At 66.9% G+C, this 26,823-nt stretch carries 27 protein-coding genes; 10 read left to right on the top strand and 17 right to left on the bottom strand.

Annotated features, from left to right (window positions below; genetic code table 11):
* Positions 1-14: 14 nt before the first annotated feature.
* The 6 genes from A5648_RS03910 to A5648_RS03885 are packed head-to-tail and all read left to right on the top strand — an operon-like array spanning position 15 to position 6,729.
* Complete coding sequence (locus tag A5648_RS03910) at positions 15-821, top strand: enoyl-CoA hydratase/isomerase family protein (protein WP_065023281.1); 807 nt, start codon at positions 15-17, stop codon at positions 819-821.
* Between the two features lie 5 nt (positions 822-826).
* On the top strand, positions 827-1,609 hold the full coding sequence (locus A5648_RS03905) for an enoyl-CoA hydratase/isomerase family protein (protein ID WP_065023303.1): 783 nt from the start codon (positions 827-829) through the stop codon (positions 1,607-1,609).
* On the top strand, positions 1,606-3,069 hold the full coding sequence (locus A5648_RS03900) for a class I adenylate-forming enzyme family protein (protein WP_109470671.1): 1,464 nt from the start codon (positions 1,606-1,608) through the stop codon (positions 3,067-3,069). Before A5648_RS03905 ends, A5648_RS03900 begins: the two co-directional genes overlap by 4 nt.
* Positions 3,059-4,582 (top strand): class I adenylate-forming enzyme family protein, encoded by a 1,524-nt coding sequence (locus tag A5648_RS03895; protein WP_065023279.1) that lies wholly within the window; start codon positions 3,059-3,061, stop codon positions 4,580-4,582. Before A5648_RS03900 ends, A5648_RS03895 begins: the two co-directional genes overlap by 11 nt.
* Positions 4,575-6,101: a class I adenylate-forming enzyme family protein gene (locus tag A5648_RS03890; protein ID WP_065023278.1), complete on the top strand. Its 1,527-nt coding sequence runs from the start codon at positions 4,575-4,577 to the stop codon at positions 6,099-6,101. Before A5648_RS03895 ends, A5648_RS03890 begins: the two co-directional genes overlap by 8 nt.
* 19 nt (positions 6,102-6,120) lie before the next feature.
* Positions 6,121-6,729 carry a carboxymuconolactone decarboxylase family protein gene (locus tag A5648_RS03885; protein WP_065023277.1) on the top strand — a complete coding sequence of 203 codons (609 nt, stop codon included), beginning with the start codon at positions 6,121-6,123 and terminating at the stop codon, positions 6,727-6,729.
* On the opposite strand, the gene A5648_RS03880 is transcribed toward A5648_RS03885, so the two are convergent.
* The 4 genes from A5648_RS03880 to fabG form a co-directional block, all read right to left on the bottom strand.
* The gene (locus A5648_RS03880; protein ID WP_065023276.1) at positions 6,713-7,408 is read right to left on the bottom strand and encodes a GntR family transcriptional regulator; all 696 of its coding nucleotides are present in this window, start codon (positions 7,406-7,408) and stop codon (positions 6,713-6,715) included. The genes A5648_RS03885 and A5648_RS03880 overlap by 17 nt on opposite strands.
* Before the next feature lie 3 nt (positions 7,409-7,411).
* Positions 7,412-8,605 (bottom strand): acyl-CoA dehydrogenase family protein, encoded by a 1,194-nt coding sequence (locus A5648_RS03875; protein ID WP_065023275.1) that lies wholly within the window; start codon positions 8,603-8,605, stop codon positions 7,412-7,414.
* Positions 8,602-9,831, bottom strand: coding sequence for an acetyl-CoA C-acetyltransferase (locus A5648_RS03870; protein WP_065023302.1), 1,230 nt, complete (start codon positions 9,829-9,831; stop codon positions 8,602-8,604). The genes A5648_RS03875 and A5648_RS03870 overlap by 4 nt, the downstream gene beginning before the upstream one ends.
* A 65-nt stretch (positions 9,832-9,896) precedes the next feature.
* The gene (fabG, locus tag A5648_RS03865) at positions 9,897-10,637 is read right to left on the bottom strand and encodes a 3-oxoacyl-ACP reductase FabG (protein ID WP_234787281.1); all 741 of its coding nucleotides are present in this window, start codon (positions 10,635-10,637) and stop codon (positions 9,897-9,899) included.
* A 104-nt stretch (positions 10,638-10,741) separates the two neighbouring features.
* Between fabG and A5648_RS03860 the strand changes: the two genes are divergently transcribed.
* From A5648_RS03860 to A5648_RS03850, 3 genes are read left to right on the top strand one after another with little or no spacing between them, the layout of a single operon-like run.
* Positions 10,742-11,905, top strand: coding sequence for an acyl-CoA dehydrogenase family protein (locus tag A5648_RS03860; RefSeq protein ID WP_065023273.1), 1,164 nt, complete (start codon positions 10,742-10,744; stop codon positions 11,903-11,905).
* 22 nt (positions 11,906-11,927) lie between these two features.
* Entirely contained in the window at positions 11,928-12,749 is an 822-nt protein-coding gene (locus A5648_RS03855) for a mycofactocin-coupled SDR family oxidoreductase (RefSeq protein WP_065023272.1), read from the top strand.
* Between the two features lie 7 nt (positions 12,750-12,756).
* Entirely contained in the window at positions 12,757-14,229 is a 1,473-nt protein-coding gene (locus tag A5648_RS03850; protein WP_065023271.1) for a class I adenylate-forming enzyme family protein, read from the top strand.
* Here the strand turns inward: A5648_RS03850 and A5648_RS03845 are convergent.
* The 12 genes from A5648_RS03845 to A5648_RS03795 all read right to left on the bottom strand — a co-directional run bounded on the left by A5648_RS03845 (position 14,224) and on the right by A5648_RS03795 (position 25,306).
* Positions 14,224-15,402: a cytochrome P450 gene (locus tag A5648_RS03845; protein WP_065023301.1), complete on the bottom strand. Its 1,179-nt coding sequence runs from the start codon at positions 15,400-15,402 to the stop codon at positions 14,224-14,226. The two genes, A5648_RS03850 and A5648_RS03845, sit on opposite strands and share 6 nt — an antisense overlap.
* Positions 15,403-15,567: 165 nt before the next feature.
* Complete coding sequence (locus tag A5648_RS03840; protein WP_064853206.1) at positions 15,568-15,972, bottom strand: hypothetical protein; 405 nt, start codon at positions 15,970-15,972, stop codon at positions 15,568-15,570.
* A 15-nt stretch (positions 15,973-15,987) separates the two neighbouring features.
* Positions 15,988-16,674, bottom strand: a complete 687-nt coding sequence (locus tag A5648_RS03835; protein ID WP_065023270.1) for a hypothetical protein — start codon at positions 16,672-16,674, stop codon at positions 15,988-15,990.
* The gene (locus A5648_RS24795; protein WP_267887450.1) at positions 16,671-16,802 is read right to left on the bottom strand and encodes a hypothetical protein; all 132 of its coding nucleotides are present in this window, start codon (positions 16,800-16,802) and stop codon (positions 16,671-16,673) included. The genes A5648_RS03835 and A5648_RS24795 overlap by 4 nt, the downstream gene beginning before the upstream one ends.
* 14 nt (positions 16,803-16,816) lie before the next feature.
* Positions 16,817-17,608 carry a CbbQ/NirQ/NorQ/GpvN family protein gene (locus A5648_RS03830; protein WP_065023269.1) on the bottom strand — a complete coding sequence of 264 codons (792 nt, stop codon included), beginning with the start codon at positions 17,606-17,608 and terminating at the stop codon, positions 16,817-16,819.
* A 12-nt stretch (positions 17,609-17,620) separates the two neighbouring features.
* Complete coding sequence (locus A5648_RS03825; protein ID WP_065023268.1) at positions 17,621-19,153, bottom strand: nitric oxide reductase activation protein NorD; 1,533 nt, start codon at positions 19,151-19,153, stop codon at positions 17,621-17,623.
* Between the two features lie 395 nt (positions 19,154-19,548).
* Positions 19,549-20,226 carry a hypothetical protein gene (locus tag A5648_RS03820; RefSeq protein ID WP_065023267.1) on the bottom strand — a complete coding sequence of 226 codons (678 nt, stop codon included), beginning with the start codon at positions 20,224-20,226 and terminating at the stop codon, positions 19,549-19,551.
* 45 nt (positions 20,227-20,271) lie between these two features.
* Positions 20,272-20,856, bottom strand: a complete 585-nt coding sequence (locus A5648_RS03815; protein ID WP_065023300.1) for a TetR/AcrR family transcriptional regulator — start codon at positions 20,854-20,856, stop codon at positions 20,272-20,274.
* A 66-nt stretch (positions 20,857-20,922) separates the two neighbouring features.
* Entirely contained in the window at positions 20,923-21,105 is a 183-nt protein-coding gene (locus tag A5648_RS03810) for a (2Fe-2S)-binding protein (RefSeq protein ID WP_065023266.1), read from the bottom strand.
* Between the two features lie 6 nt (positions 21,106-21,111).
* Complete coding sequence (locus A5648_RS03805) at positions 21,112-22,437, bottom strand: FadD3 family acyl-CoA ligase (protein WP_234787283.1); 1,326 nt, start codon at positions 22,435-22,437, stop codon at positions 21,112-21,114.
* Between the two features lie 29 nt (positions 22,438-22,466).
* Complete coding sequence (locus A5648_RS03800; protein WP_065023265.1) at positions 22,467-23,657, bottom strand: amidohydrolase family protein; 1,191 nt, start codon at positions 23,655-23,657, stop codon at positions 22,467-22,469.
* A 35-nt stretch (positions 23,658-23,692) separates the two neighbouring features.
* Complete coding sequence (locus A5648_RS03795) at positions 23,693-25,306, bottom strand: AMP-binding protein (protein WP_065023264.1); 1,614 nt, start codon at positions 25,304-25,306, stop codon at positions 23,693-23,695.
* 57 nt (positions 25,307-25,363) lie between these two features.
* Between A5648_RS03795 and A5648_RS03790 the strand changes: the two genes are divergently transcribed.
* Positions 25,364-26,086 carry an enoyl-CoA hydratase/isomerase family protein gene (locus tag A5648_RS03790; RefSeq protein WP_065023263.1) on the top strand — a complete coding sequence of 241 codons (723 nt, stop codon included), beginning with the start codon at positions 25,364-25,366 and terminating at the stop codon, positions 26,084-26,086.
* On the opposite strand, the gene A5648_RS03785 is transcribed toward A5648_RS03790, so the two are convergent.
* Positions 26,083-26,727, bottom strand: coding sequence for a TetR/AcrR family transcriptional regulator (locus A5648_RS03785; RefSeq protein ID WP_065023262.1), 645 nt, complete (start codon positions 26,725-26,727; stop codon positions 26,083-26,085). The two genes, A5648_RS03790 and A5648_RS03785, sit on opposite strands and share 4 nt — an antisense overlap.
* Between the last annotated feature and the right edge of the window lie 96 nt (positions 26,728-26,823).

Here is a 26,823-nt window from a genome sequence, read left to right as displayed (position 1 = left end):
GAAGGGATCCGGCTATGCCGACGTTCGACACCATCACCTATGAACTCGACGGGCACACCGCGACGATCACGTTGAACCGCCCCGAGGCGCTCAACGCGCTGAGCCCGCACATGGTCACCGAGCTGCGGGCCGCCTACGCCGAGGCCGAGAACGACGACCGGGTGTGGCTGCTCATCGTGACCGGTACCGGGCGGGCGTTCTGCACCGGCGCAGACGTCAAGGCGATTCCCGGCGATGGCAAGGTGATCAACGAGCGGCCGTACCTGTCCACCTACGAGCAGTGGGAGGCCCCGCAGGAGGGCACGCCGCCGTTCCGGACGATGGCCAAGCCGGTCCTGGCCGCGATCAACGGAATATGTTGCGGCGCCGGCCTGGACTGGGTGACCACCGGCGACATCGTGATCGCCTCCGAGCGTGCCACCTTCTTCGACCCGCACGTCTCGATCGGGCTGGTCGCCGGCCGCGAGGTGGTGCGGTTGGCCCGGGTACTGCCCCGCTCGGTCGCGCTGCGCATGGCGATGATGGGCCGCCACGAACGGATGGACGCCCAGCGGGCCTACGACCTCGGGATGATCAGCGAGGTGGTGGAGCACGACCGTCTATTGGAGCGTGCGCACGAGATCGCCGCCATCCTCAACTCCAATGCGCCGCTGGCGGTGCGCGGAACCCGGCTGGCGATCCTCAAGGGCCTCGACCTGCCGCTGCACGAGGCCGAGATGCTCGCCGAAGCGTTCCGGGAGCGCAACCTGCACACCGAGGATTCGCTGGAAGGCCCCAAAGCCTTCGTCGAGAAGCGGGCACCGGAATGGCAGTGCCGATGAAACCGATGACTTTCGAGACCATCCTCCTCGACGTCGATCGCACCGACCGGGTCGCCACCATCACGCTGAACCGGCCGGATCGGCTCAACGCCTTCAACCGCACCATGTGCGAGGAGATGACCGCCGCGTGGCGCATCGTCAAACTCGACACGGACGTCAATGCCGTCGTGCTGCGAGCCGCCGGCGACCGCGCCTTCAGCGCCGGACTGGACATCAAGTCCTCCTACGGGCAGCCCGACAATGTCTGGAATCACGAGGATCCCGGCGAGGCGCTGAGCCCCAAGTGGCAGAAGATGTTCAAGCCGGTGGTCTGCGCGGTGCAGGGCATCTGCACCGCGGGCGCGTTCTACTTCGTCAACGAATCCGACGTGGTGATCTGTTCGACCGAAGCGACGTTCTTCGACTCGCACGTCTCGGCCGGGCTGGTCAGTGCACTCGAACCGATCGGTCTGATGCGCCGCATCGGGTTGGGCGAGACTCTGCGGATCGCGCTGATGGGTAACGACGAGCGAGTCAGCGCCGAGACCGCACTGCGCATCGGCCTGGTCTCCGAAGTGACAGCGCCCGAACAACTCTGGGCGCGAGCACATGAGATCGCGGCCATCATCGCGGCCAAACCGCCGTCAGCGACCCAGGGCACGGTCAAGGCGATCTGGGAATCTCTCGACAAGCCGTACCGCGCCGCCCTGGACCAGGGGCTGATCTACACCCGGCTGGGCAACCCGCTGGGCAAGGCCGAGCTCGACGCGCAGTCAACCCGCCCTGCGACCGCGCCGGGGATCCGCTGATGGCGCACCCACTCAGCGAACGGATCGCCGCGGTGCTCGACCTGCAGCCCGAAGCGCCCGCCTTCGAGCACGCCGGCCAGTGGTTCTCCTGGGCGCAGCTGGACGTTTCGGCACGGCGCATCGCGGAATTGACCGGTGGCGGCAAGGTCGGGATCCTGCTGCGCAACCGTCCCCCGCAGCTGGCCGCGCTGCTCGGAGTGCTGTTGGCCGGGGGCTGCGTGGTGGTGATCAATCCGTCGCGCGGTGACGAACGCACCCGCGCGGACATCGCCGCGCTCGAGCTGCCGCTGATCATCGGCGAACCGGACGATCTGGCTGCGCTGGTCACGGCGACACCGCACACCGCGACGGTGTCCCTCTCCGACTTGGATGCCGAGCCGCAGGTGACCGCGGCCGCTACGCCCGGCCTCGAAGCCGGCCCGGATTCCGGCCGTCCCGGCGTGGCGGTGTGGATGCTCACCAGTGGGACGACCGGGCCTCCCAAGCGCATCGATCTGAGCTACGACATGTTGGCGCACAGTGTGCTCGGTCCGGCACCGACGGAGCTGCGGAGCGGTGTCGCGATCGTCAACGCCCCGCTGGTGCACATCGGCGGGGTGTTCCGGATCCTGCAGTGCGTCACCGAGGCGAGACCGTTTGTGCTGCTCGACCGCTTCGAGCTGGACCGCTGGGCCGATGCGGTGCGCAAGTATCGACCGCGCGCGGTGTCGCTGGTGCCCGCGGCGCTGCGGATGGTGCTGCACTCGACACTGAGCCGCGAGGATCTGTCCAGCATCCGCGCAGTCACCTCGGGTACCGCGCCGCTGTCGGCCGACGACGCCGACGCGTTCACCGAGAAGTTCGGCATCCCGGTGCTCACCTCCTATGCGGCAACGGAGTTCGGCGGCGGGGTGGCCGGCTGGACACTCGCCGACTACCAGCGGTTCTGGCGTGACAAGCGCGGCAGCGTGGGCCGGGCCAGCCTCGGGGCGCACTTGCGGGTGGTCGGCGACGACGGGTCTCCACTGGGACCCGATGAGCCCGGACTGCTCGAGGTCAAACCGGGACAGCTCGGACCAGACGCGGACTGGATGCGCACCACCGACCTGGCCCGCATCGACGCCGACGGCTTCCTGTGGATCCTGGGCCGGGCGGATCAGGCCATCATTCGCGGTGGATTCAAAGTGATGCCCGATGATGTCCGCGCCGCACTGGAGGCCCACCCGGCGGTCAAAGGCGCTGCTGTCATAGGACGTGCGGATGACCGCCTCGGCCAGACCCCGGTCGCCGCGGTCGAACTGCGCGCGGGTGCTGCCGCCGACGCCGAGACGCTCGTCGCCTTTCTGAGCACCCGACTGGCGCGCTACGAGATACCGACCGACATCGCCATCGTCGACGCGCTGCCGCGCACGCCCTCGGGCAAGGCCGACCTGGGCGCGGTGCGGGCGCTGATCGGCGCGCAGGGACAGCATGCCCTCTAAAAAGCCAGTCACACTGCCCGAAATCCTGTGCACTCAAGCTCGTTCGCGTGGCTCCCACCCGCTGCTGGTCTGCGACACGGAGCGGATCAGCTACGCCGACGCCGAGCAGAGGTCCGCGGGCTTGGCCGGCCGGCTCGTTGCACTCGGGGCCGGTAGAGGCACGCACATCGGCCTGCTGTATCCCAACGGTGCGGCCTTCGTGGTCGGCATGCTGGCCGCGGCCCGCATCGGAGCGGTGGTGGTGCCCTTCCCCACCTTCGCCACCGCGCCGGAGCTGCGCCGCCAATTGGCCCACAGCGATGTGCGGATTCTGCTGGCCGCCGCGTCCTACCGGTCCCACGACTATCGGCAGCGGCTTGCCGAGGCACTCCCGGATGCCGATATCGATGACGAGGCAACGCTGTTCAGCGTTCACGCGCCACAGCTGCGGCAGGTGGTGTTCGGCGCCGATGCGGCCGGTGTCGACGGCCCGGTCGCACTGGAAGCGCTCGAAAGTGATGTCGACGGCAGCGATCCGCTGGCCATCATCTACACCTCGGGCTCGACCGGCGCTCCCAAAGGGGTGGTGCACACCCACGCCGGCCTGCTCGGTCACCAACGCAATCTCAACGAGATCCGCGGGCTCACCGCGTCCGATGTCCTGTTCTGCAACTCACCGTTCTTCTGGATCGGTGGCTTCGCCTTCGCGCTGCTGGCCAGCATGCTGGCCGGGTCGACGCTGCTGTGCTCCAATGCCAGCGACCCGGAGGTCACACTGGACCTGCTCGAAGCCGAGAAACCCACTGTCACAAACGGTTTTGTCAGCGGAATTTCCGCGCTGACGCAGCATCCCAGCCTGGACCGCCGGGACCTGTCCACGCTGCGCCGCGGCAACCTGTACCCGATCATGAACCCGGCGTCGCGTCCCAGCGACCCGGAGCTGCGGCACAACATGCTGGGGCTGACCGAAACCGGCGGCGTGGTGCTGATCAGCGATGACGACACCGACCAGCCCGAACACCGGCGCGGCAGCTTCGGCAGGCCGGCGCCCGGGTTCGAGTGCCGCGTCAAGGCCGGTGAGTTGTTGGTACGCGGACGGTACCTGATGCAGCGTTACCACAAGCGCAGCCGGGAGGAAACCTTCGACGCCGACGGCTGGTTCCACACCGGGGACCTGGTCCGCACCGATGCCGACGGGTTCTACTACTACCTGGGCCGGCGGGACGCGCTGATCAAGACCGCCGGCGCCAATGTGTCACCGGCCGAAGTAGAACGCGCCATCGCGAAGGTGACCGGCGGCGCCGTCGCCCATGTGGTCGGTGTCCCCGACTCCGACCGCGGACAGCTGGTGGCCGCCGTCGTCGTGCAGAGGGATGGGCATCCGGATCTGGAGTCGCTGCCAGAACTGCTGAAGCCGGAGCTGTCGGCCTACAAGATCCCGCGCCGCTTCACGGGGGTTCCTGCTGCCGAGATCCCACTGCTGACCAGCGGCAAAGTCGACCGCCTCAGGTTGGCGGAGGTCTTCGATGTCTGACGCCACGACCATCGACGCCCTGGTCCGATCCCGGGCCGGCTCACAACCGGACAAGCCCGCGGTCATCGATCCGGCCGGCCGGCTCAGCTACGCCGAGCTCGACGCGTCGTCGCGGGACCTGGCGGCGGTCTTCGTGCAGGCCGGCGTCGGCAAGGGCACCCGGGTCGGGCTGATCATGCCCAACGGCGTCGACTGGGTGCGAACCGCGATCGCGCTGACCCGCATCGGCGCGGTACTGGTTCCGCTGAGCACCCTGCTGACTCCACCGGAGCTGACCGCCCAGCTCCGCGTCGCCGCGGTGCAGTTCCTGGTCAGTGTCGAAGAGTTCCGTGGCCGCCGCTACCTCGACGGCCTGGATACAGCTCATGCGCCCCTACCTGCGCTGCAACAGATCTGGACAACAGACCGATTGGCCGCCGCCGTCCCCGCCGAGGCCGGGCCCGCCGGAATCGTCGACGCGCTGGCCGCAAGCGTCACGCCCAGCGATCCGCTGGTGATCATGTTCACCTCCGGCAGCAGCGGCCCGCCGAAAGGGGTGCTGCATTCGCACGGCAGCGCACTGGGCGCCGTGCGCGCCGGTCTGGCGGCCCGCTGCATCGACACCGACACCCGGCTGTATCTGCCGATGCCGTTCTTCTGGGTCGGCGGTTTCGGCGGCGGCGTGCTATCGGCGCTGCTGGCCGGGGCAACCCTGGTCACCGAAGAGATCCCGCAGCCCGCGACCACCCTGAAACTGCTGGAATCCGAACAGGTCACGCTGTTTCGCGGCTGGCCAGATCAGGCCGAAACCCTGGCCCGTCATCGCGGGGCCGCCGACCTGTCGGCGCTGCGGCCCGGCAGCCTGGAGGCGCTGCTTGCTCCGGAGTTGCGCTCGCAGCCCGGGGCGCGGGCCAACCTGTTCGGGATGACCGAGTCGTTCGGGCCGTACTGTGGCTACGCCGCCGACACCGACATGCCGCGGTCGGCCTGGGGAAGCTGCGGAAAACCGTTCGACGGCATGGAGGTTCGGATCGTCGACTTGGACACTGATGCACCGGTCTCCTCCGGGACGATCGGCATGATTCAGCTGCGCGGACCGCACATCCTGCTCGGCATCTGCCGGCGCAGCCGCGAAGAGACGTTCACCGTCGACGGCTTCTACCCCACCGGCGATCTGGGCCGCCTCGACGACGACGGGTTCCTGTTCTACCACGGCAGATCCGACGACATGTTCAAGGTCAGCGGCGCCACCGTGTACCCGAGCGAGGTGGAGAAGGCTTTGCGAGTCATCGACGGTGTCGAGGCCGTCTTCGTGACCAACGTGCCCGACGCCGGCCGCGAGCGAGTCGGAGCGGTGGTGACCGGCGATGCGCTGGGGGTCGAGCAGTTGCGGGAGCAGGCCCGCGCGCTGCTGAGCCCGTTCAAGGTGCCGACACTGTGGCTGCTGGTCTCAAGTCCCGACGCCGTGCCACGCGGGCCGACCGGCAAGATCGACAAGCGCCGGCTGCGAGAGATGTTGGCCGAGGCGAATTACCTATAAGTCAAGGAAAGAAACTGATATGCCACGAATCGCTCCAGTCAAGCCCAAAGACTTCTCCGAGGAGTTCCGAGCCGCCCTGGCAATGTTGCGCCCGCCGAACCCGCGTCATCAGCCACTGCCCACGACGGACCGGCCGAAGGCACTCAACACCCTCGGGACGCTCGCCCATCACCCCGAACTGGCCCGCGCCTATTTCACGTTCAACGGTCATCTGCTGCTGGGTACGACGCTGACTGCGCGGCAACGCGAGATGGTCGTCATGCGAGTCGCCGCGCTGCGCAAGTCCGGTTACGAGTGGTACCAACACCTTTTCATCTCGCGCGACGTCGGCCTGACCGACGAGGAGATCGGACGCATCGCCTACGGCCCCGACGCCCCACTGTGGAGCGCACTGGAGGCCAACATCTTGCGCGCGGTCGACGAGATCATCCTGGACGGCGGGATCCGCGAAACCACCGTGACAGCGCTCAAAGCCGAGTTCGATACCCGCCAGTTGCTGGATCTGGTCTTCACCGCCGGTGGTTACGACATCCTGGCACGCATGTTCAAGTCGTTCGACGTCGCCCTCGACGATGACATTCCCGAGCTGATGAGCCGATACGATCAGCTCTTCACCGAGGAGCGCTGAGCTTCTTCGCCGACTCCACCACGCCGCGCTCGACGAGGTGCTCGAGCATCGGCGCCGCACCGGCAGCCAGATGCTCGGCCATCGCGGCGCGGGCCAGCTCCTCGTCACGCTTGGCCAGCGCCGCCAACACCGCGCGGTGGTGCCGGGTCGACTTGGCCGGCCAGCCCGAAACGGTAGGAAACACCGATTCCGGTGCGTAGCGGGTGATCTGGTACATCAGCTGGGCAAGCTTGGGCGAGTCGGCCGCGACGTTGATGGCCCGGTGGAACTCATGGTTGAGCCGCACCGCGGCCTCTTCGTCGTCGCCGGCATAGGCGGATTCGAGTTGGTCCTGGATGTCTTCGAGCTCACGCAGCTGGTCATCGGTGATGCCGGCCGCCGCCCGCGCGGCGAGTTCACCACCGATATGCGCCTGGACATCGGAGACATCAGTGATGTCACGCTGGGTCACCGGCAGCACCACGAATCCGCGGTGCGGCTGCTGGTCGAGCAACCCTTCGGCGCGCAGCCCGAACAGCGCCTCACGCACCGGGGTCACGCTGACACCCAGCTCGGCCGCCAGTTGGTCCAGCCGCACGTACGCTCCGGCGGCGTAGTCCCCGTTGAAGATCCGCTTGCGCACGAAGCGGGCCACATCCTCGGAGAGCTGTGACCGCGCCGGGAAGTCCGGGACGCTCACCGGTCAGACCCGGTAGTCGGCGAGCAGCCGCTTGCTGATGATCTGCTTCTGGATCTCGCTGGTGCCCTCACCGATCAGCAGGAACGGGGCGTCACGCATCAACCGTTCGATCTCGTACTCCTTGGAATAGCCGTAGCCGCCGTGTATCCGGAAACTCTGCTGGGTGACCTCCGAGCAGAATTCGCTGGCGAGGTACTTGGCCATCCCTGCGGCGACGTCGTTGCGCTCCCCCGAGTCCTTGAGCCGGGCCGCATTGACCATCATCAGATGTGCCGCTTCGACTTTGGTGGCCATCTCGGCGAGCTCGAAGGCGATCGCCTGGTGCTCGGCGATCGGCTTGCCGAAGGTTTCGCGCTGCTGGGCGTAGCGCACCGCGAGTTCGAACGCCCGGATTCCCACCCCGCACGCCCGGGCCGACACGTTGACCCGGCCGACTTCGATGCCGTCCATCATCTGGAAGAAGCCCTGCCCGGGCGCCCCGCCCAGTACGTCGTCGGCAGCGGCGGCGTACCCGTCGAAAATCAGCTCGGTGGTGTCGATGCCCTTGTAGCCGAGCTTGTCGATCTTGCCTGGGATGACCAGTCCGGGTAGGACTTCGCCGAAGCCGACCGGCTTTTCCACCAGGAACGCGGTCAGGTTCCGATGCGGTTTATCGGCGCCCTCGTCGGTGCGCACCAGCACGGCGATCAGCGTGGAACTGCCGCCGTTGGTCAGCCACATCTTCTGTCCGCTGATGGTGTATCCGCCGTCTGCCTGTCGGGTGGCGCGGGTGCGGATCGCCGCTACGTCAGAACCCAATTCGGGCTCGGACATCGAGAATGCGCCCCGGGTCTCACCGGTGGCCATCCGCGGCAGGAAACGCTGCTTCTGCTCGTCGGTGCCGTGTTGGCGCAGCATGTAGGCGACGATGAAATGAGTGTTCAGCACGCCGGAGACACTCATCCATCCGCGAGCCAGCTCTTCGACGCAGAGCGCGTAGGTGAGCAGCGATTCCCCCAGACCGCCGTACTCCTCGGGGATCATCAGGCCGAACAGGCCCATTTCGCGCATCGCGTCGACGATGGTCTGCGGGTAGCTGTCGGTGCGCTCCAGCTCGGCCGCCGCCGGAATGACGTCCTTGTCCACGAAACGGCGTACGGTGTCGAGGATCTCGGTCTGGAACTCGGTGAGCCCCAGGGTCTGGGCGAGCTTGGTCACCGCGCACCTACCCTTTCGAAGATTGCGGCCAATCCCTGGCCGCCGCCGATGCACATGGTCTCCAGCCCGTAGCGGGCACCGCGGCGGTTGAGCTCGCGGGCCAGGGTGGCCAGCATCCGCCCGCCGGTGGCGCCGACCGGATGCCCCAGCGAGATCCCCGAACCGTGCACGTTGGTGCGTTCGCGATCCGCGGCACCGAATTTCCACTCGGCCATCACCGCCAGAGCCTGGGCGGCGAAGGCCTCGTTGAGTTCGATCAGGTCGATGTCGGCCAGCCGAAGCCCGGCCTTCTGCAGAGCGACGTCGGTCGCCGGCACCGGGCCGATTCCCATGACGTTGGGCGGGACTCCGGCAACACCCCACGACACCAGCCGAACCAGCGGCGTCAAGCCCAGCTGCTCGGCGTTCTCCGGCGTGGTCACCACGCACATCGACGCGGCGTCGTTCTGGCCGCTGGAATTGCCCGCGGTGACGGTGGCCTCCGGGTCACTTTTGCCCAGAACGGGTTTCAGCTTGCTCAGGGACTCCACCGAGGTGTCGGCCCGCGGGTGCTCATCGGTGTCGATGTGTTCCTCACCGGCGCGGGCGCGCACGGTGACACCGATGATCTCCTCGGCGAGCACACCGGACTGCTGAGCCGCCACCGCACGCCGGTGCGAGGTCACGGCCAGCTCGTCCTGTTCGGCGCGGGAGATGCCGTATTCGCGGCGCAAATTCTCGGCGGTCTCCAGCATGCCGCCGGGTACCGGGTAGTGCCGGCCGCCGGCGGTCGTGCGGCCGCGGGCCAGTCCGTCGTGCACCCGGACGCCACCGCGGGCCCCGCCCCAGCGCATATCGGTGGAGTAGAACGCCACGTTGCTCATGCTCTCGGCGCCGCCGGCGATCACCACCTCGCAGTCGCCGCTGCCGACCTGCAGGCAGGCCTGCAGCACCGCTTGCAGTCCCGAACCGCAGCGGCGGTCGACCTGCATACCCGGAACCGTCACCGGCAGACCGGAATCCAACGCGATCACCCGCCCGATGGCCGGCGCCTCACTGCTGGGATAGCAATGCCCCAGCACCACGTCGTCGATGGCCTCGGCGGGCAGTCCGGTGCGGTCCAGCAGGCCTTTCAGCGCGGCGACGCCGAGCTCGACGGCGGTCAACGACTTGAACATCCCGCCGTAGCGGCCGATCGGGGTGCGGACCGGCTCGCAGATCACCGCCTCCCTCGGCCGACCAGACATGAAAGCCCCCATTTTCGACCCGATTTGGGGGCTTTCGCGTCTTCTCGCGCCGGTCACAGGTGCGCTCATAGGTGCCTGCCGCCGGTCACCTCGAGCACCGTGCCGGTCATATACGAGGAGAGGTCGGAAGCCAGGAACAGTGCGACGCTGGCAACCTCGTCGGGCTCACCGGCCCGGCCCAACGGAACCTCGGCCACCTTGGAGTCCCAAATACGCTGCGGCATCGCCTCGGTCATCGCCGAGCGGATCAGGCCCGGCTGGATCGCGTTCACCCGCACCCCCAGGTACGCCAGTTCCTTGCTGGCGGCCTTGGTCATGCCGACGATGCCGGCCTTGGCCGCCGAGTAATTCGTCTGCCCGACCATGCCGACCTTGCCGGAGATCGAGGACATGTTGACGATGGCGCCGCGCTTCTGCTCGCGCATGATCGCCGCCGCCGCACGCAGTCCGTTCCAAGTGCCCTTGAGGTGCACGGAGATGACCTGGTCGAACTGCTCCTCGGTCATCTTGCGCATGGTGGCGTCGCGGGTGATACCGGCGTTGTTCACCATGATGTCCAGCGCGCCGAACGTCTCCACAGCGGCCGCGACCAAGGCGTCGACTTCGGAGGAACTGGTGACATCGCAGCGGACCGCCCGGGCCACCTCGGATCCGCCCAACTGTGCTGCGGCCTCCTCGGTGGCCGCCAGGTTCACATCGCCGATCACCACCCGGGCGCCTTCGGCGATGAATCGCTGCGCGATGGCGAGACCCAGACCCTGGGCGCCGCCGGTGATGACCGCCGTTTGACCGGTCAGCAAGGACACTGCATCACCTGCCTTCTCCGAGATGTTTGCGCCATCATATTTCATATATGATTCTCGTCGGTAGCCGGTCGTTCCCGTGTCGGACGTAAGGAGAAGCGGCGTCAATGAGTGAAGTCAGCGACGAGGATTTCGCCGAGATCCTGTCCCAGACCCGCCGATTCGTCCGCAGCTCCGTTGTCCCGCGCGAGGCCGAGATCCTCGCCGACGACCGGGTTCCCGACGACCTGCGCGAGCAAGCCAAGGCGATGGGCCTGTTCGGCTACGCCATCCCGCAACAGTGGGGCGGGCTGGGCCTGGACCTGCGCCAGGACGTCGAACTGGCCATGGAGTTGGGCTACACGTCGCTGGCGGTGCGCTCGATGTTCGGCACCAACAACGGGATCGCCGGTCAGGTACTGGTCGGGTTCGGCACCGAGGAACAGAAATCCCGGTGGCTGGCGCCCATCGCCTCCGGTGAGGTCGTCGCCTCTTTCGCCCTCACCGAGCCCGGCGCCGGCTCCAACCCGGCCGGACTGCTGACCAAGGCGCTCCGCGACGGTTCGGACTGGCTGATCACCGGGCAGAAGCGGTTCATCACCAACGCCCCGACGGCAGATCTGTTCATCGTCTTCGCCCGCACCCGTCCGGCCGACGACCAGGGCGCCGGTATCGCGGTCTTTCTGGTGCCCGCCGACGCCCCCGGTGTCGTGGTAAGCCCCAAGGACGCCAAGATGGGTCAGGAAGGCGCCTGGACCGCCGATGTCGGCTTCACCGACGTGCGGGTCCCCGACGCGGCGCTGGTCGGCGGCAGCGAAGATCTCGGCTACCGGGCGGCGCTGACATCGCTGGCGCGCGGCCGGGTGCACATCGCCGCACTGGCGGTCGGTGCCGCCCAGCGTGCCCTCGACGAATCGGTGGCCTACGCCGCCACGGCCACCCAGGGCGGTACCCCGATCGGCAATTTCCAACTCGTGCAGGCGATGCTCGCCGACCAGCAAACCGGTGTGCTGGCCGGTCGGGCCATGGTGCGGGACGCGGCGCGCATGTGGGTCGCCGATGAGGACCGGCGGATCGCCCCGTCGGCGGCCAAGCTGTTCTGCACCGAGATGGCCGGCAAGGTCGCCGATCTGGCGGTGCAGATCCACGGCGGCTCCGGCTACATGCGGGGGGTACCGGTCGAACGCATCTACCGCGACGTCCGGCTGCTGCGGCTCTATGAGGGCACCAGCGAGATCCAGCGCCTGATCATCGGTTCGGGTCTGGTCAAAGCCGCGCAACGACAAGCGTGAATCACCAACGGAGGGAACAGCAATGACGGGACGATTGGCCGACAAGGTCGCGTTCATCACCGGCGCGGCACGCGGGCAGGGGCGTGCGCATGCGGTGCGGATGGCCGCCGAGGGCGCCGACATCATCGCGATCGACGTGGCCGGCAAGCTCCCGGACTGTGTGCCCTACAACCCGGCGAGCCCGGAGGACCTGGCCGAAACAGTGCGCCTGGTGCAGGCCACCGGTCGGCGCATCGTGTCCGCCGTGGTCGACACCCGCGACTACGACGGGTTGCGCGAGGCCGTCGCCGACGGGGTCGCCACCCTGGGGCGGCTGGACGTCATCGTCGCCAACGCCGGTGTCGCGGCCCCGCAGGCCTGGGATGCGATCACCCCGGAGAACTTTCGCGATGTGCTGGACATCAATGTGACGGGCACCTGGAACACCGTGATGGCCGGTGCGCAGCACATCATCGACGGGGGCCGCGGCGGCTCGATCGTCTTGATCAGCTCGGCGGCCGGGATCAAGATGCAGCCGTTCATGGTGCACTACACGGCCAGCAAGCATGCTGTTACCGGGATGGCCCGCGCCTTCGCCGCCGAACTGGGTAAGCACGGGATCCGGGTCAACAGCGTGCATCCCGGCCCGGTCAACACCGACATGGGCACCGGCGACATGGTCAGCGCACTGGGTCAGGCCATGGAAACCAACCCGCAGTTGTCGCACATGCTCACGCCGTTTCTGCCCATCTGGGTGGCCGAACCGGAGGACATCGCCGGCACGGTGTGTTGGCTGGCCGGCGACGACTCGCGCAATGTCACCGCCGCCGCGGTTCCGGTGGACCAGGGCTGCACCCAGTACTGAGGCAGTCATGGAACGGTTCTGCGCAGCCCTCTCCGCGGGCCTGAACAGCTACGGCGCAGCACCGTGCATCGAGTTCGAGCGAACCTGGTACTCGGGCAACGACATCACCGGCTACTTCGCGTCGGTCGAAAACCTGTTGGCCGAGGCCGGAATCGCTGCCGGCGAGCCGGTCGGTGTCGTGGTGCGCAACCGGGTTCCGCACGCCGCGGTGATCCTGGGGTTCATCGCCGCCGGACGCCCGGTCACGATGATCTACTCCTACCAATCGGCCGAATCCATCGCCCGCGACATCACCGCGCTGCGCCTGTCGGCGATCCTGGCCGACCGGCAGGACTGGACCGCACCGGTGCGCCGGGCCGCCGAGCAGATCGGGGCCGCGGGACTGGCCCTGATCCCGCGGCCGCTCGCCGTGCAGACCGTCATGCCACGCGCCAGCGAGATCCGGCCCGAGCCCGCACTCGCGGCCGGGCTGCACATCCTGACCAGCGGCACCACCGGAGCGCCCAAGCGGGTAGCCATACCGATGTCGGCGCTCCAGCACACGGTGCTGACCATGACCGTGGGCCAATCTCCCTCGCCCGACGATCCGCCCGAACTGGTGTATTGGCCGTTCGGCAGCATTGGCGTCTGTCAACTGCTGGTCGGCCCCTACCTCGGCAAGCGGGTGGTGCTGCTGGAGAAGTTCACCGTCGACGAGTGGGTGCGGGCGGTGAAGACCTACCGGATCAGGCGCACCGGCGTCCAGCCGGCAATGCTGCGAATGCTGCTCGACGCCGACGTCGCCGAAGCAGACCTTGCCTCGCTGGAGTATCTGCCTGGCGGCTCCGGACCGCTGGAGCCCGCTCTACGCGAGGAGTTCGAACGCCGCTACCGAATACCACTGTTGTGGGCTTACGGCGCAACGGAATTCGCGGGATCGGTATGCGCCTGGACCCCGGAGCTGTTTCGACGCTACCGCGATACCAAGGCGGCCAGTTCCGGAAAGCCGCTGCCGGGCGTGCAGGTTCGCATCGTCGACGCGGTCACCGGCGCGGCCCTGCCGATCGGTGAGCGCGGGGTTCTGGAGGCCCGGGTGGAGGTGCTCGGCCCGGAGTGGATCTGCACCACCGATCTGGCGTCGGTGGATTCCGACGGGTTCGTCACGCTGCACGGCAGAGCCGACGGTGCGATCAACCGCGGTGGTTTCAAGATCCTGCCGGAGACGGTGCGCGCGGTGTTGGTCTCACATCCGGCCGTTCGCGACGCCTGCGTGGTCGGCATCCCCGACCGGCGGCTGGGCCAAGTTCCAGCGGCTGCAGTCGAACTGCGGCACGGTGGCGCCACCCCCTCGGCCGAGGAGCTGATGACGCTGGTCCGCGACGCACTGCCCAGCCATCATGTGCCGGTGGCGATCGTCGTCGTCGAACAACTGCCGCGCAATGCCGCGCTCAAAGTGCGGCCCGCCGATGTCGCCGCGCTGTTCGACGCGCGACGGTCATGAGTGCGGCCCGAGCCTGAGCGGTAGCGCGGGCAGCGCGCACGTCGCCGACGGCCAGGTGATCTCTGGTACGAAACCCGGCGCGAGCCCGAAATCGGGAATGCGGGCCAGCCATTCCGAGACCACGAGCCTAAGCTCCATACGAGCGAGGTGTGAGCCCAGACAGCGGTGTGGCCCGCCGCCGAATCCCCAGTGTTTGTGCACCTTTCCATCGAGGATGAGTTCATTCCCGGAAAACTCGTCGCTGCCGTCTCGATTGATCGCACCGAGGCAGAGGCGGACCTGGGCGCCCGCGGGAATCTCAACGCCGGCGATGGTGACCGCGCGTGTCGTCGCTCTCCCGACGACGGGTGCCGCAGGTTCGAGGCGGATCATCTCCTCCACGAAGACCGCGACACCGCCGGGATCGTCGCGCAATTCCGTACGCAACCCGGGTCGGCGGGCCAGTTCCAGCATCGTCATACCGATCATTGCGGTGACGGTGTCCAGCCCGGCCAGCACGAACACCAGGGACAGTCCGATGGCCTCATCGTCGTCGAGCGGGTCTGCGCCGCGCAATAGTTCCGAGAGAATGCCGGGACGCGGTTCCTTGCGTTGTCGCGCAACCGCTTCCGTGAGGTAGCCGAACAGCTCCACCGTCGGGGTCAGATCCACGCTAGCGGGGTCGTCGGTCAGACCCAACGCGATGATCGCGTCCTTCCAGGCGACCAGGCAGTCCCGATCCTCCAGTGGCAAACCGAACAGCGTGAGGAACACCTGCGAGGGGTAGGGGGTGGCCAATTCGGCCATCACCTCACACCGATCGTGCTCGGCGATCTCGGCGATGATCTCGGCGGCCTGCGACTGCAGCGACGGCAGCAGGGCCATCAGGGTCTGGGGGCTGAAGTAGCGATGCAGCAGCTGCCGGTACCGGGTGTGGTCGGGCGGGTCGAACCCCAATGGCACCAGCGGAACCGGGCTGATCATGTCGTCGTAGGGGATCCTCGAGGAGAAGACCTCCCAGTTACGCAGCGCGGCAAGCACATCATCGCGTCGGGTGAGGTAGTACGCGCCCTCGCCGTACACCACGGGCCCGAGATCATGCAGCGCCGCCCACCCTTTACCACGATCGTGGGCCATCGGCAGGTCGGCGTAGGCGAAGTGCGGCAGTGCCGGCGCTACATGCATATCGGTCATGACCGCGCCGGACTGCACGGCTGGGCCGATCCCGGGTCCAGATGCAGCACCTGGCCGGGCGGCGCGGTGCAGACCGCAGAAACGGTGTTGTCGGCGAGATGCCGGATACCGCCCCGCCCGACATCGCCAGTCCTCCACTGCATAACCCGTAGCTTGTCCGGCACCTCAACCACCCTGCTGTTGTGCGGCTTGCTGTCTGGCCAGCCGGGCCTCGTAGCGGTCGACCAGTTCCCGGAAGCCGAGCCGGTCATACTGCGGGACGGGCTGAATCCCCCAGATGTCCTTGGCGGTGTCCTTGCCCTCGGCCCCCTCGGGAGGTCCGAGCGGCGGGTAAGGGTACTTGCACTCGAGGGTGTCGTCGGAGTAGCGCACCTTGAGCAACTCGCTACAGATCTGGGTGAGGCTCAGCGTCGGGTAACCGTAGTAGACCGCCATGAACGGCAAGGTGAAAGCGCCTTCGATGACGAGCGCGACCAGACACACCAAGGTGGCGCGCTTGATCCAGGTGTGCATACGGGCGTAGTAGGGCGTGGTGCCCGGGGGCAGGTCTTCGGCGGCAGGGGTTTCCATCGTGGCGCTCCTTGGTCAGTCGGTGAAAATTTCGCGATTCACCGTGTGCAGATACGGAATGGCGAGGAAGGGGGTGATGTAGAAGATGTCGTAGAGCCACCAGCCGATGACGGGGAAGATCACCCCGGCGAACCGCACGTCGGCGAACATAGTCATGTTGAACACGTAGAGAATCCAGATCAGGACGCCCATCCAGCAGGTGACGATCATCCATTGGTGGCCCCAGCGCTTCATCTGCAAGAAGCCGATCGCCGCGGCGCAGCGCATCGCGAACACCGTGAGGATCATGCCGAAGACCATGGATTTCTCCCCGGGCCCGGCAGCACCGCCGACCCACAGTTCGTTGTAGTGCCAGAAATAGCCGGCATCGAACATGTGACCCCAGCCGATCATCAGCACCCGGTTGATCAGGGTGTGGTTGGCGACCAGATCCAGCGACCAGCCCAGGCTGTTGAGCATGCCGTCGATCAGTACCAGGTAACCGATCAGGGTGACGATCATGGGCCGCACCGACAGGCCCGCCCGCTGGGCCTCGCGCTGCAACCACACCCCGCGCATGAAGATCGGGAAGCCGATCAACCCCGGCGCCCACATACCCATGAGCGCCGCTCCGACGATCATCCATTTGTCGGCCTGCCACTGGGCGAGACGGGACTGCTCCTGATGCTCGTGCAGACCGACCGGCGAATTAGCGGTGGTCACAAGTACCACCAACCCCGTTCGAACGACATGTACAGCTGGATCAGGAACATCGTGAGCAGGTAGCCGTAGATGACGATCTGGAAGACGATCAGGGCCCGCTTGCGTTTCCGCTCTCTCTGGTCGGCCATTTCGGATTTCCTTTCTAAAGCTTGTCGGCGTCGAGCAGAACTGCGGCCGCGATTTCGCGCAGCCCTTCACTGATGGCCCCATCGGTGCTCAGCGGCGCAAGGATGCATGCTTCGGCCGCCTCCAGTTCGCCGGCGCCGGCCGCGATGAGCTGCGCCGCGGTGACCAGGGCCCGGGTCGAGGGCGGCTCGAAGTGGAACGCCTCGTCGGCGGTGCGGATGGCGATAGCGCACTGCACGAGTCGCTGCGCGGCGGCGAGCTCGATGCCCGTCTCCGCGACCACGGCCTGCGCCTCCCGTTCGGGGGGAAGGTAGGTCATCGGCAAGGTGGCGAAGCGCTGCCGGAATGACGGTTTGAGCTCTTTCAACGAACTCCGGTACGCCGGGTTGTAGGAGCACACGAGCATGAAAGCGTCTGGCGCCCGGATCACTTCGTCGGCGCGGTCCAGATACAGGGTGCGCCGATGATCGGTGAGCGAGTGCAGAATCGCCAGTGAGTCATGACGCGCCTCGACCACTTCGTCGAGGTAGCAGATGGCACCGGTTTTGACCGCCCTGGTCAGTGGTCCGTCGATCCAGGTGACGTCACCGCCGGTCACCATGAAGCGTCCGACGAGATCTGAGCTGGTCAGGTCATCATGGCAGCTGATGGTGACGACGGGCCGCCCCAGCAGCGATCCCATATGCTCGACGAACCGGGTCTTACCGCAGCCGGTAGGACCGGTCAGCATCACCGGAGTCTTCCGAGTGAAGGCCAGCTCGAAGAGTCGGACCTCGCTTCCGTTCGAATAGTATGTGTCGCTACTCATGTGACTCCTCCCCTATGTACTGATCAGTTCGCGGTGCACGCGTGCCAGTACGCGCGGCAGTTCTTCCACCCGGCTGATCCGTTGCGAGCGTTTGGGTCCGAAAACCTCGGGCAACGGGTCCACGCGTGTCGGTCCGACGCCCACGTAGTAGACCGACACACCGGCGTCGTTGGCCTCCTCCACCGCATGTGCGGCGTCCTCCCAGGCGTACCTACCCTCATAGCCTTCGTCGGAGATCATCCCGTCGCCGATGATGATGAGTAGTCGGCGCTCGGAGGGCTGGTCCAGCAGTCGGCTGGTCAGATGCCGGATCGGGGCGCCGAGACGGGTGTAACCACCAGTGCACAACCCCAGACCGCTCGGCGGGACGAAGCGGGCTTCTGGAAAGTCCTTCAGACAACGCACTTCCACCCGGTGCCTGGTGTTGCCGGTGAACACGAAGATCCCGTGCCGCTCCCGCGCGTGGGTCATTGCGCGGGACAACGCATCTGCGCAGGCCAGCTCGAGCCGGAACACCCGTCCCCCGTGTACCCCCAGTGAAGAGCTGCCGTCGAGCAGCAGCGCGGTGCTGACATCGCGGTTACAGGGCAACAGCTCGCGGAACAATCGAGGTTCGCCGGCCTCCCCGGTGCGCAGGTCGACGTAATGGCGGACGTACTGGTCGATATCGAGATCCGACCCGTCTTCGAGCCGGTTCACCATCGCGCGATGGGTGTCCTCCTGGAACCATTTGCGCAGGTCAGCCGAGGCCGTGGTGGGGGCACCGACTCGTCGGTCACGCGCGAGCTCCACAACGGCCACGTGGCCGGGCATCAGGCGTTGGGTCCAGGAGTTCCACTCCGGATACGGGATTCCCGGACGGTGCTCAGGGGTGACATCGGTGTCGTTGTCCTGCGGCCGGCTCGGGGGAGGCAGGTTCGGATTGCGAACCCCACCGTCACCGCCGACGGGCACCGAATAGGGTCGCGGCATCCGTGTTTGCGTCGTGGTCCAGGGCATCCTGCCGAACTGCCGCCGCAGTCTGTCGGTCAGCCCGGTGGGCGCTGTATAGATCGCCGGCAGCTGGCCCAGCAGCGGGTCGAGCTCTGCCGGATCCGATCCCCGGGCCATCGCGATGGCCCGACCGATCATGTCCCGCGCCTCGAGCTGCGGGTCTGCCGGTACGAGTTCGGGTAGCAGACGGCCGAACTCGGATATCAGGCCCGGCCACCGCGACGCGATCCAGCCCAGAGCGACGCCGGCTTCCACGACGGTCAGCGCCCGCAGTTCGCGTGTCGACAGTTCGTTGATTCGGTACTGACCCAGCCGGTCCTTCGACGATGCGCATTGCAAGGCGATACCGCAGGTCAACGATCGCCGGGTCCAGTCGGCCCGCAATACCGGGTAGGGCACGTGCACGTGACTGCGCGACGCGCTGAGGCTGAATCCGCGGTGGTCGCCGGTGACCAGCCGCACACCGGCGCGGTTCTCCTCGCTCAGGGCGACCGCGGTGACCGAGCAGCTGCGTTCCAACGCCATGGCGGCCGTCTGGTCGAGGTCAGTCATGAACCGTCAATCCCGGGCAGTGGCGCGCCGGCCTCAGAACGTGCCGATGTTGGAGAACATCCAATACCAGAACCAGATGACCAGACCGGTGCCGCCCCACGCCGCGACGTAACGCAGAATCTCCCAGACGTAGTCCATGGTCGGACCTCCTTGTTGACGGGTTCGGGCCACGCCCTGCGGCGCAGGACAGCTTGTTACGCACGCTGTTTCGTTGGCCACCGCGACACCGCCCGACGACCGCGATGGCCCGCGTGTGGCGTCGGCGGGTGCCGCACCGGACCTGGCGCACCTGTGGGGTCATGGTGCACTGTTTCTAACCCATTGACTGACTTCAGTCAATAGAACGGTTGTGGTGGAAGTCGACCCGACTCGAAAATCCACCGCCCGAGACGGGTTCAATCGGTGAAAATCTCGCGGTTCACCGTGTGCAGATACGGGATCGCGAGGAACGGGGTGATGTAGAAGATGTCGTAGAGCCACCAGCCGACGACCGGGAGGATCACCCCGGCGAACCGCACGTCGGCGAACATCGTCATGTTGAACACGTACAACACCCAGATCACCACGCCCATCCAGCAGGTGACGACCATCCACTGGTGACCCCAGCGCTTCATCTGCAGGAACCCGATCCCGGCCGCGATCCGCATGGTGAAGACGGTGAGGATCATGCCCGCTTCCATGGCCTTTTCGCCGGGACCGGCAGCGCCGCCGACCCAGAGTTCATTGAAATGCCAGAAGTATCCGGCGTCGAACATGTGGCCCCAGCCGCTGAGCAGCACCCGGGCCAGCAAGGTGTGACTACCGATCAGGTCGAGAGCCCACCCCACGGTGTTGATCGCCGCGTCGACAATGACCAGGTATCCCAGCAGGGTCACCAGCATCGGCCGCACCGACATGCCGTTCCGCTGCGCCTGCCGTAGTAGCCACACGCCCCGGAGGAACAACGGCAGGCCGAAAATGCCCAGTGCCGCAGTGCCTATCAGGATGCTTCCACTGATCAACCATTTGTCCGCCTGACGCTGAGCTAGGCGAGACGCTTCCATATGCTCATCGACCGGCGGTGCACTGCGCATGCTGACTGACTCTAGTCATGCAATATCGCCGACGACAAGCATTGATCAGGCGAGCACGGCCATGCTGTGCATGGTGCGTTTCGCCAGATCTTCGAGCAACTCGTGACGCATCGGATCGTTGGTGGTGATCGCCAGTGCGTAGATGCCGAGCAAGAAGAACACCGCGCTGTTGATCGGCCGGACCTCCGAATCCACCTCCCCCTCGGCCTGGGCCTGCTCGATGCGCTTGCCCAACAGCAGCACCAGGGCGTGGTCACTACCGCCCTCGGCGGCCGGGCGGGTCTGGGAGAAGTGCAGCGCCAGGAAATCCTTGAACAGCAGCTCGCCGAGGCGGCGTTCCAGCCCCAACACCAGTCGCACCGCCTCGGTCAGGGCGGATTCCAGGTCATGTCCCTTGTCCAGGTACCGGCCGAAATGCTTTGCCATCCGGTCCTCTTCGCGCTTCTCGAGTTCCAGCAGCACGTGTTCCTTGGTGGGGAAATGAAAGAAGAACGTCCCGTGCGCGACACCGGCGGCGGCCACGATCGCGCCCACGTCCGCCTGGGCCATCCCGGTCCGCTTGAACTCGGCGGTCGCCGCACCCAGCAGTCGCTCCCGCGTCTGCAGCCGCTTGGTTTCGCGCGCCGACATCTTCTCCGTCTTATCCACCACGGCCAAGACAGTATCGCCTCGACGCCAGCACCCGCACTAGATGACTTAGGTCATCGTCGCGGTCTCCTGCGAAGACGCGGCGATCAGGGCGCGGATGTTGGTCTTGCAGCGCCCGCACACCGTGCCCGCACCGGTGCACTCACCGACCTGCTTGGTGGTCGAGGCGCCGGCCTCGACGGCGTCGATCACCTGCTGGCTGGTCACCCCGACACACAGGCAGACGTACATGACGCCTCACGCCCCGGACTCGGTCTCCAGTCGCGCCTTGTCCACCTTGCCGGTGGCGTTCAGCGGCAAGCGGTCCACGAACGACACGTACCGTGGGGCCTTGAAGCCGGCCATCCGGTCCCGGCTCCACGTGATCAGATCCGATTCCGAAATCTGCCCGTGGGAGGCCTCTTTCACCACGAACGCCTTGCCGACCTGGCCGAGGCGCTCATCGGGCACGCCGATCACCGCGACCTGTGCCACGGCGGGATGCTCCCGCAGGAAGCCCTCGATCTCGGCGGGATAGGCGTTGAAGCCGCCGACGATGAACATGTCCTTCTTGCGTCCGACGATCCGCAACCGGCCGGCATCGTCGATCGTCCCGGCGTCGCCGGTGTGCAGCCAGCCCTGCGCGTCGATCGCCTCGGCGGTCGCCTGCGGGTCGTCGAGGTAGCCGGCCATCACGTTGTAACCCCGGACCAGAACCTCGCCGTCATCGGCGATCCGCAACTCGACGTCCTCGCACGCCACGCCGGCCGTGGTCGCGATGTCCTCGAATGAGTCGCCGCGGCGCGAGGCCGTCACCGTACCGGCTTCGGTGAGCCCATATCCGGTCATGATGGACTGGAACGGCAATTCGCTGCGGATCCGCCGGATCAGATCCACCGGGATATCGGCGGCGCCGGTGACCGCGGCGCGCAGCGACGACAGGTCACGCCCGGAGGCCGCGTCCAGTAGCGACTGATACAGAGTCGGCGGCCCCGGCAACATGGAGATCCGTTCGGTCTCAATGAGTTCCAGCACGGCATCGACGTCGAATACCCTGACCGGGAACATGGTGGCCCCGCGGATGCAGGCAGCGATGCAGCCCGCTTTGTAGCCGAAGGTGTGGAAGAAGGGATTGACCATCAGATAGCGGTCGCCCTGACGAAGGTCGGCCAGGTCGCACCACTCGGCGTAGAGCCGCAGATTCTGCTGATGGCTCATCATCACGCCCTTGGGCCGGCCGGTCGTGCCCGAGGTGAAGATGATGTCGGCGATGTCGTCACCGTCGACCGCGCGCTGCGTCGGCGAACCGGCATTCAGGAAGTCCGACTTGAGGTCGATCACCGGGACGCCGGGTGGTGCAGTGAAATCCAAACCCAGGAAACCCTTTTCGATCAGTACCAGCTTGGCGCCGCTGCGGCGGATGACGTCGTCGGCTTCGGCCGCCTTGAACCGGGTGTTGACCGGGACCAGCACGCCGCCGGCGGTCAGCAGCCCGAAAGCGGCGATGATCCACTCCGCTGAGTTGGGCGCCCAGATCGCCGCCCGATCGCCCTTCTCGATCCCGGCGCCGACGCTCAAGACCATCTCGGGAATGGTCTGCCAGCGGGGCACCTCTAAACGGTGACGAGGCGACCGAGGTTACCGCCCATGATCTTGGCCTGGTCCTCGACGGAAAGGTGCGACAGCGCCGTCACGTAGTGGGTCGGCTCGGCCAAGCCCTCCGGGTGCGGCCAGTCGGAGCCGTAGAGCACCTGGTCCACGCCGATCAGGTTGATCAGGTCGTCGATGCCCTCTTCGTAGAACGGGCTGACGTAGATGCGGTTCTTGATCTCTTCCATCGGGTTGCCCAGGAAGGCTTCGGGGGCCTTCTTGTACACCTCGGCCATGGACTCCATCAGCGGGAACATCCACTTGGAGCCGGCCTCGACGATGCCCACCTTGAGCTTCGGGTGGCGGAACAGCGCGCCGTGGATCACCCAGGACGCCACCGCATCCTGGATCGGGCGCCACTCATTGAGGATCTGCATGGCGTTGGTCTGGAACGGCAGCATCTCCTGGGCGGCGCCGTCCCACTCGGAGGTGTAGCGGGAGTAGCCGCTGTCCGACGAGTGCATCCCGACGAAGACGTCGTATTCGACGCACTTCTCCCAGAACGGGTCGAACTCGGGCAGCGCGAAGGACCGCGGCCCACGGAATCCGGGCACCGGGGCCGGGCGGATCAGGATGGCGCGAGCGCCACGCTTGACAGCCCAGTCCAGTTCTTCGATGGCCTTCTCGACGATCGGCAGGGTGATCACCGGCGTGGTGAAGATCCGGCCCTTGTAGTTGAAGCCCCACACCTCGTCGAGCCACTGGTTGAGCGAGTGGATGATGACGTGGATGGCCACCGGGTCGTCGCGCAGCCGCTCCTCGATCAGGCTGGCCAGCGTCGGGAACATCAGCGAGCGGTCGACGCCGAGCTCGTCCATCAGCTCCAGACGCGCCCCCGGCTCGAAGAACGCCGGAATCGACTTCATCGGCTCACCGAACAGCTCCCGCTTGGTCTTGCCGTCGGGGTTGCCGAACTTGAAGTACTCCTCCCAGGCGCCCGGCTTGGCCACCACGGAGAACGTCGGGTTGGGGATGTACTCGCTGATCTGACCGCGGATGGCGATCTTGGTACGCCCGTTGATCTCGACGTACTGGACGATGTCCTTGTACTCCTTGGGCAAGTACTTGGTCATCGCCTCCGGCGGCTCGTAGAGGTGGTTGTCGGCGTCGAACAGCGGGAAAGGAATCTCGACGCGGTGTGACAGTTGACCCATGAAATGCTCCTTTTCGGCTCGAGAGAATCATATTCTCACAATGGTGTCGGTGCAACCTCGCCGGCGAGCTGCTGGCGCACCACGTACTTCTGCACCTTGCCGCTGGCGGTACGCGGAAAGTCGTCGACCTCGTGCAGCTGCTCCGGCCACTTCTGGCGAGCCACGCCGAGGCCTTCGAAATGGGCCTGCAGTTCCGGCATCGTCGGTAACGCACACCCGGGCTTGAGGCGCACGACCGCCGCCGCCCGCTCCCCCAGGCGGGCGTCGGGCACCGCCACCACCACAGCCTCGGTGACGGCGGGCAGCGCCAACAAAACCTCTTCGACCTCGACGGCGCTGATGTTCTCGCCGCCGCGGATGATGACATCGGCCTTGCGGTCGGTGATGGTCAGATAGCCGTCGGCATCGAGCACCCCGACGTCCCCGGTGTGGTACCAGCCGTCGGCGTCGAAGGCCGCTTCGGTCAAGGCGTCGTCGGTATAGCCGAGGCACAGGTCGGGCCCGCGGCTCAGGATCTCCCCGTCGGGGGCCAGCCGGATCTCCACGCCGGGCCGCGCATTGCCGTCGGTGAACAGTCGCTTGTCCTCGGCAGCGCTGGGGGTGGAGCCGGTGATCGACGGGTGTTCGGTGCTGCCGTAAGACCGGTACACGAAGATGCCCAGATCCGCGAGCCGGCGGGTGACCGCCGCGGGCACCGTCGACCCACCCAGGCCGACGTGGCGGATGTGCCGTAGGTGTTCGGGAGCGAAATCCGGATGGTCGAGCAGGCTGGTGACGAAATACGGTGGCCCGCCGCCGATCGACACGCCCTGCTCGGCCATCAACGCCAGCGCCTTCGCGGGATCCCAGACGTCGGCGAGGTCGATCGGCGTGCCCTCCAGCACCGGGATCAAAAACGCCCCGATCATCCCGATGAAGTGCCCGACCGGGGTTGCGGTCAGTTGCCGGCCGCGGTCCTTGGGGTAGTTGGCGAGCAGCTGGCGCGTCTCGAAGCACAGCGTCTGGTGACTGTGGATGACGCCCTTGGGGTTTCGCGTGGTTCCGGAGGTGAAGGCGATCAGCGCGGGTGCGCCGGGGTCGGTGGCAAGTACGCCGGGCATCGGCTCGGCGGCCAGCAGGTCCTCGAAGTTCTGTGCGGCACCGCTCCCGCCCACCACGCTCGCACCGCTCCCGCCCACCACGCTCGCACCGCTCCCGCCCACCACCCCGACGATCGGGACATCCGCCACGAGTTCGGGTGCAAATGTCATCCGCCCGAACTTCTCAGCGGTGATGAATACTCGCGGCTTGCTGGCGGACAGGATGTAGCCCAGCTCTTTGGCCCCGTAGAAGTGCACGACCGGCACCACGACCGCCCCCAGGAACGCCGCGGCCCAGAAGGTTGCGGCGGCCTCCATCCAGTTGGGCAGTTGGAACGCCACCACGTCGCCGGGGCCGACACCGCGGGCGGAGAGCCCGGCCGCGAGCCGGCGCGCGGTCTGCTCGACATCGCCGAAGTTGCCCCGCCATGGGCGGACCTCGGAGTGCACCTCGAAGCGGCAGTCCGCCGCCTCGGACAAGCACTGTGTGAGCAGGTCACCGAGGGTTTCGTGGGTCCACCACCCGTTGGCTTCGTAGTGCCGCGCCAGGTCGTCCGGAATCTTTCGCATGACGCCCGTGATGTTATTCTCCTAATCCGAGAATGCCAATATCTTCATTGGAGAGTCATGGTTGATGTCGAGTTGGATGAAGGATTGGCGGTCATCACGATCGATCGTCCCCAAGCGCGCAACGCGATCGCCCCGGAGACGATGGATCAGCTCGATCGCGCGCTGGACGCGGTCGCCGCGGCCCGGGCAGTGGTCATCACCGGCGGTGGCGATCGGGCCTTCGTCTCCGGCGGAGATCTCAAGCAACTCGCCGCCATCCGCACCGAGTCCGACGCGCAAGCCATGGCGTGGCGGATGCGGTTGTTGTGCGACCGGATCGCCGCCTTTCCGGCGCCGGTGATCGCCGCGCTCAACGGGCACGCGCTCGGAGGCGGCGCTGAGGTGGCCGTTGCCGCCGACATCCGGATCGCCGCCGCCGACGTCAAGATCGCCTTCAACCAGGTGTCGCTGGCGATCATGCCGGCCTGGGGTGGCGCCGAGCGACTGGCCGCCCTGGTCGGACACAGTCAGGCGCTGCTGCTGGCCGGCACCGGAACCATGCTGGACGCCCCGGCCGCCGAACGGATCGGCCTGGTCAACCGGGTGGTGCCCCGCGAGTCGTTCGAGGCCGAATGGCGTGGCCTGGCACGGTCGTTGGCCAACCCGTCAGCCGGCGAGATCAAGCGTGTGCTCGCCGGCGCGTCGGCCGACGAGGCGGTGGCGGCGTTCGCTCGGCTGTGGGTCTCCGACGAGCATTGGGCGGCAGCGGATCGCTTGCAGCAGGGCCGGGCGCAACGCTAATGCGCCGCGTGCCCCGAGGTCAGTGCGGCGCCGGGGGCAGGCTCCCCCGGCTCACCCTCGAGTCGGCGCAGCCAGCGCTCGACGAACTCGACGGTCTCGGCGTGGCCGAGCGTCATGCCCAGCGCCTCTTGTTCGATGATCAGCATCCGCGACGCGCTGGTCATCAGCACCATCAACACCGTCGCCGGAAACTCTTGCGCGTCGATGCCGTAGCGCGCCAGCAGTCCGGCCACCGCCTCGATCTGTTCGGCGCGAAGCCGTTCGGCATAGGTCGCGATCTCCGCCCGCAACGCCTCCCGCTGGTTGGCCAGCGCCATGAACTGCATCGTCAGCGCGGTCCATGCCGGGTCGGTGTTGAAGCGCCACAGCGCCCACAACGGCTGCGGCGAGGCGAGCACCTCGGCCTGTTCGGCCAAACCCTGGTCCCCGCGCCGGCGGAACATCGCCAGGAACAGCTCGTCCATGGTGCGGAAGTAATAGTGCACGAGTTGGTGCTTGAGGCCGGCCTGCTCGGCTACCCGGCGCGAGCTCACCGCACCGTGACCGGCGGTCAGCAGCAGCTGTTCGGCGGCATCGAGCAGCAACGTCCGGTTCTTGGCGTCCGGGGCCCCAATTCTGCGCTGCCCCTTAGGTTCGGGCATATCGTCCGCTTTGCATCGTCGTCGTCCACCTTTACACGTCCGGCGGCCATCGTAATGCCGCCTCAACCCTTGACCCCCGGTGCCACCCATGCTAAG

It is taken from the genome of Mycolicibacter sinensis (assembly GCF_001673565.1).
GTDB lineage: Bacteria > Actinomycetota > Actinomycetes > Mycobacteriales > Mycobacteriaceae > Mycobacterium > Mycobacterium sinense_C.
This window is presented reverse-complemented; position numbering and strand designations above follow the sequence as displayed.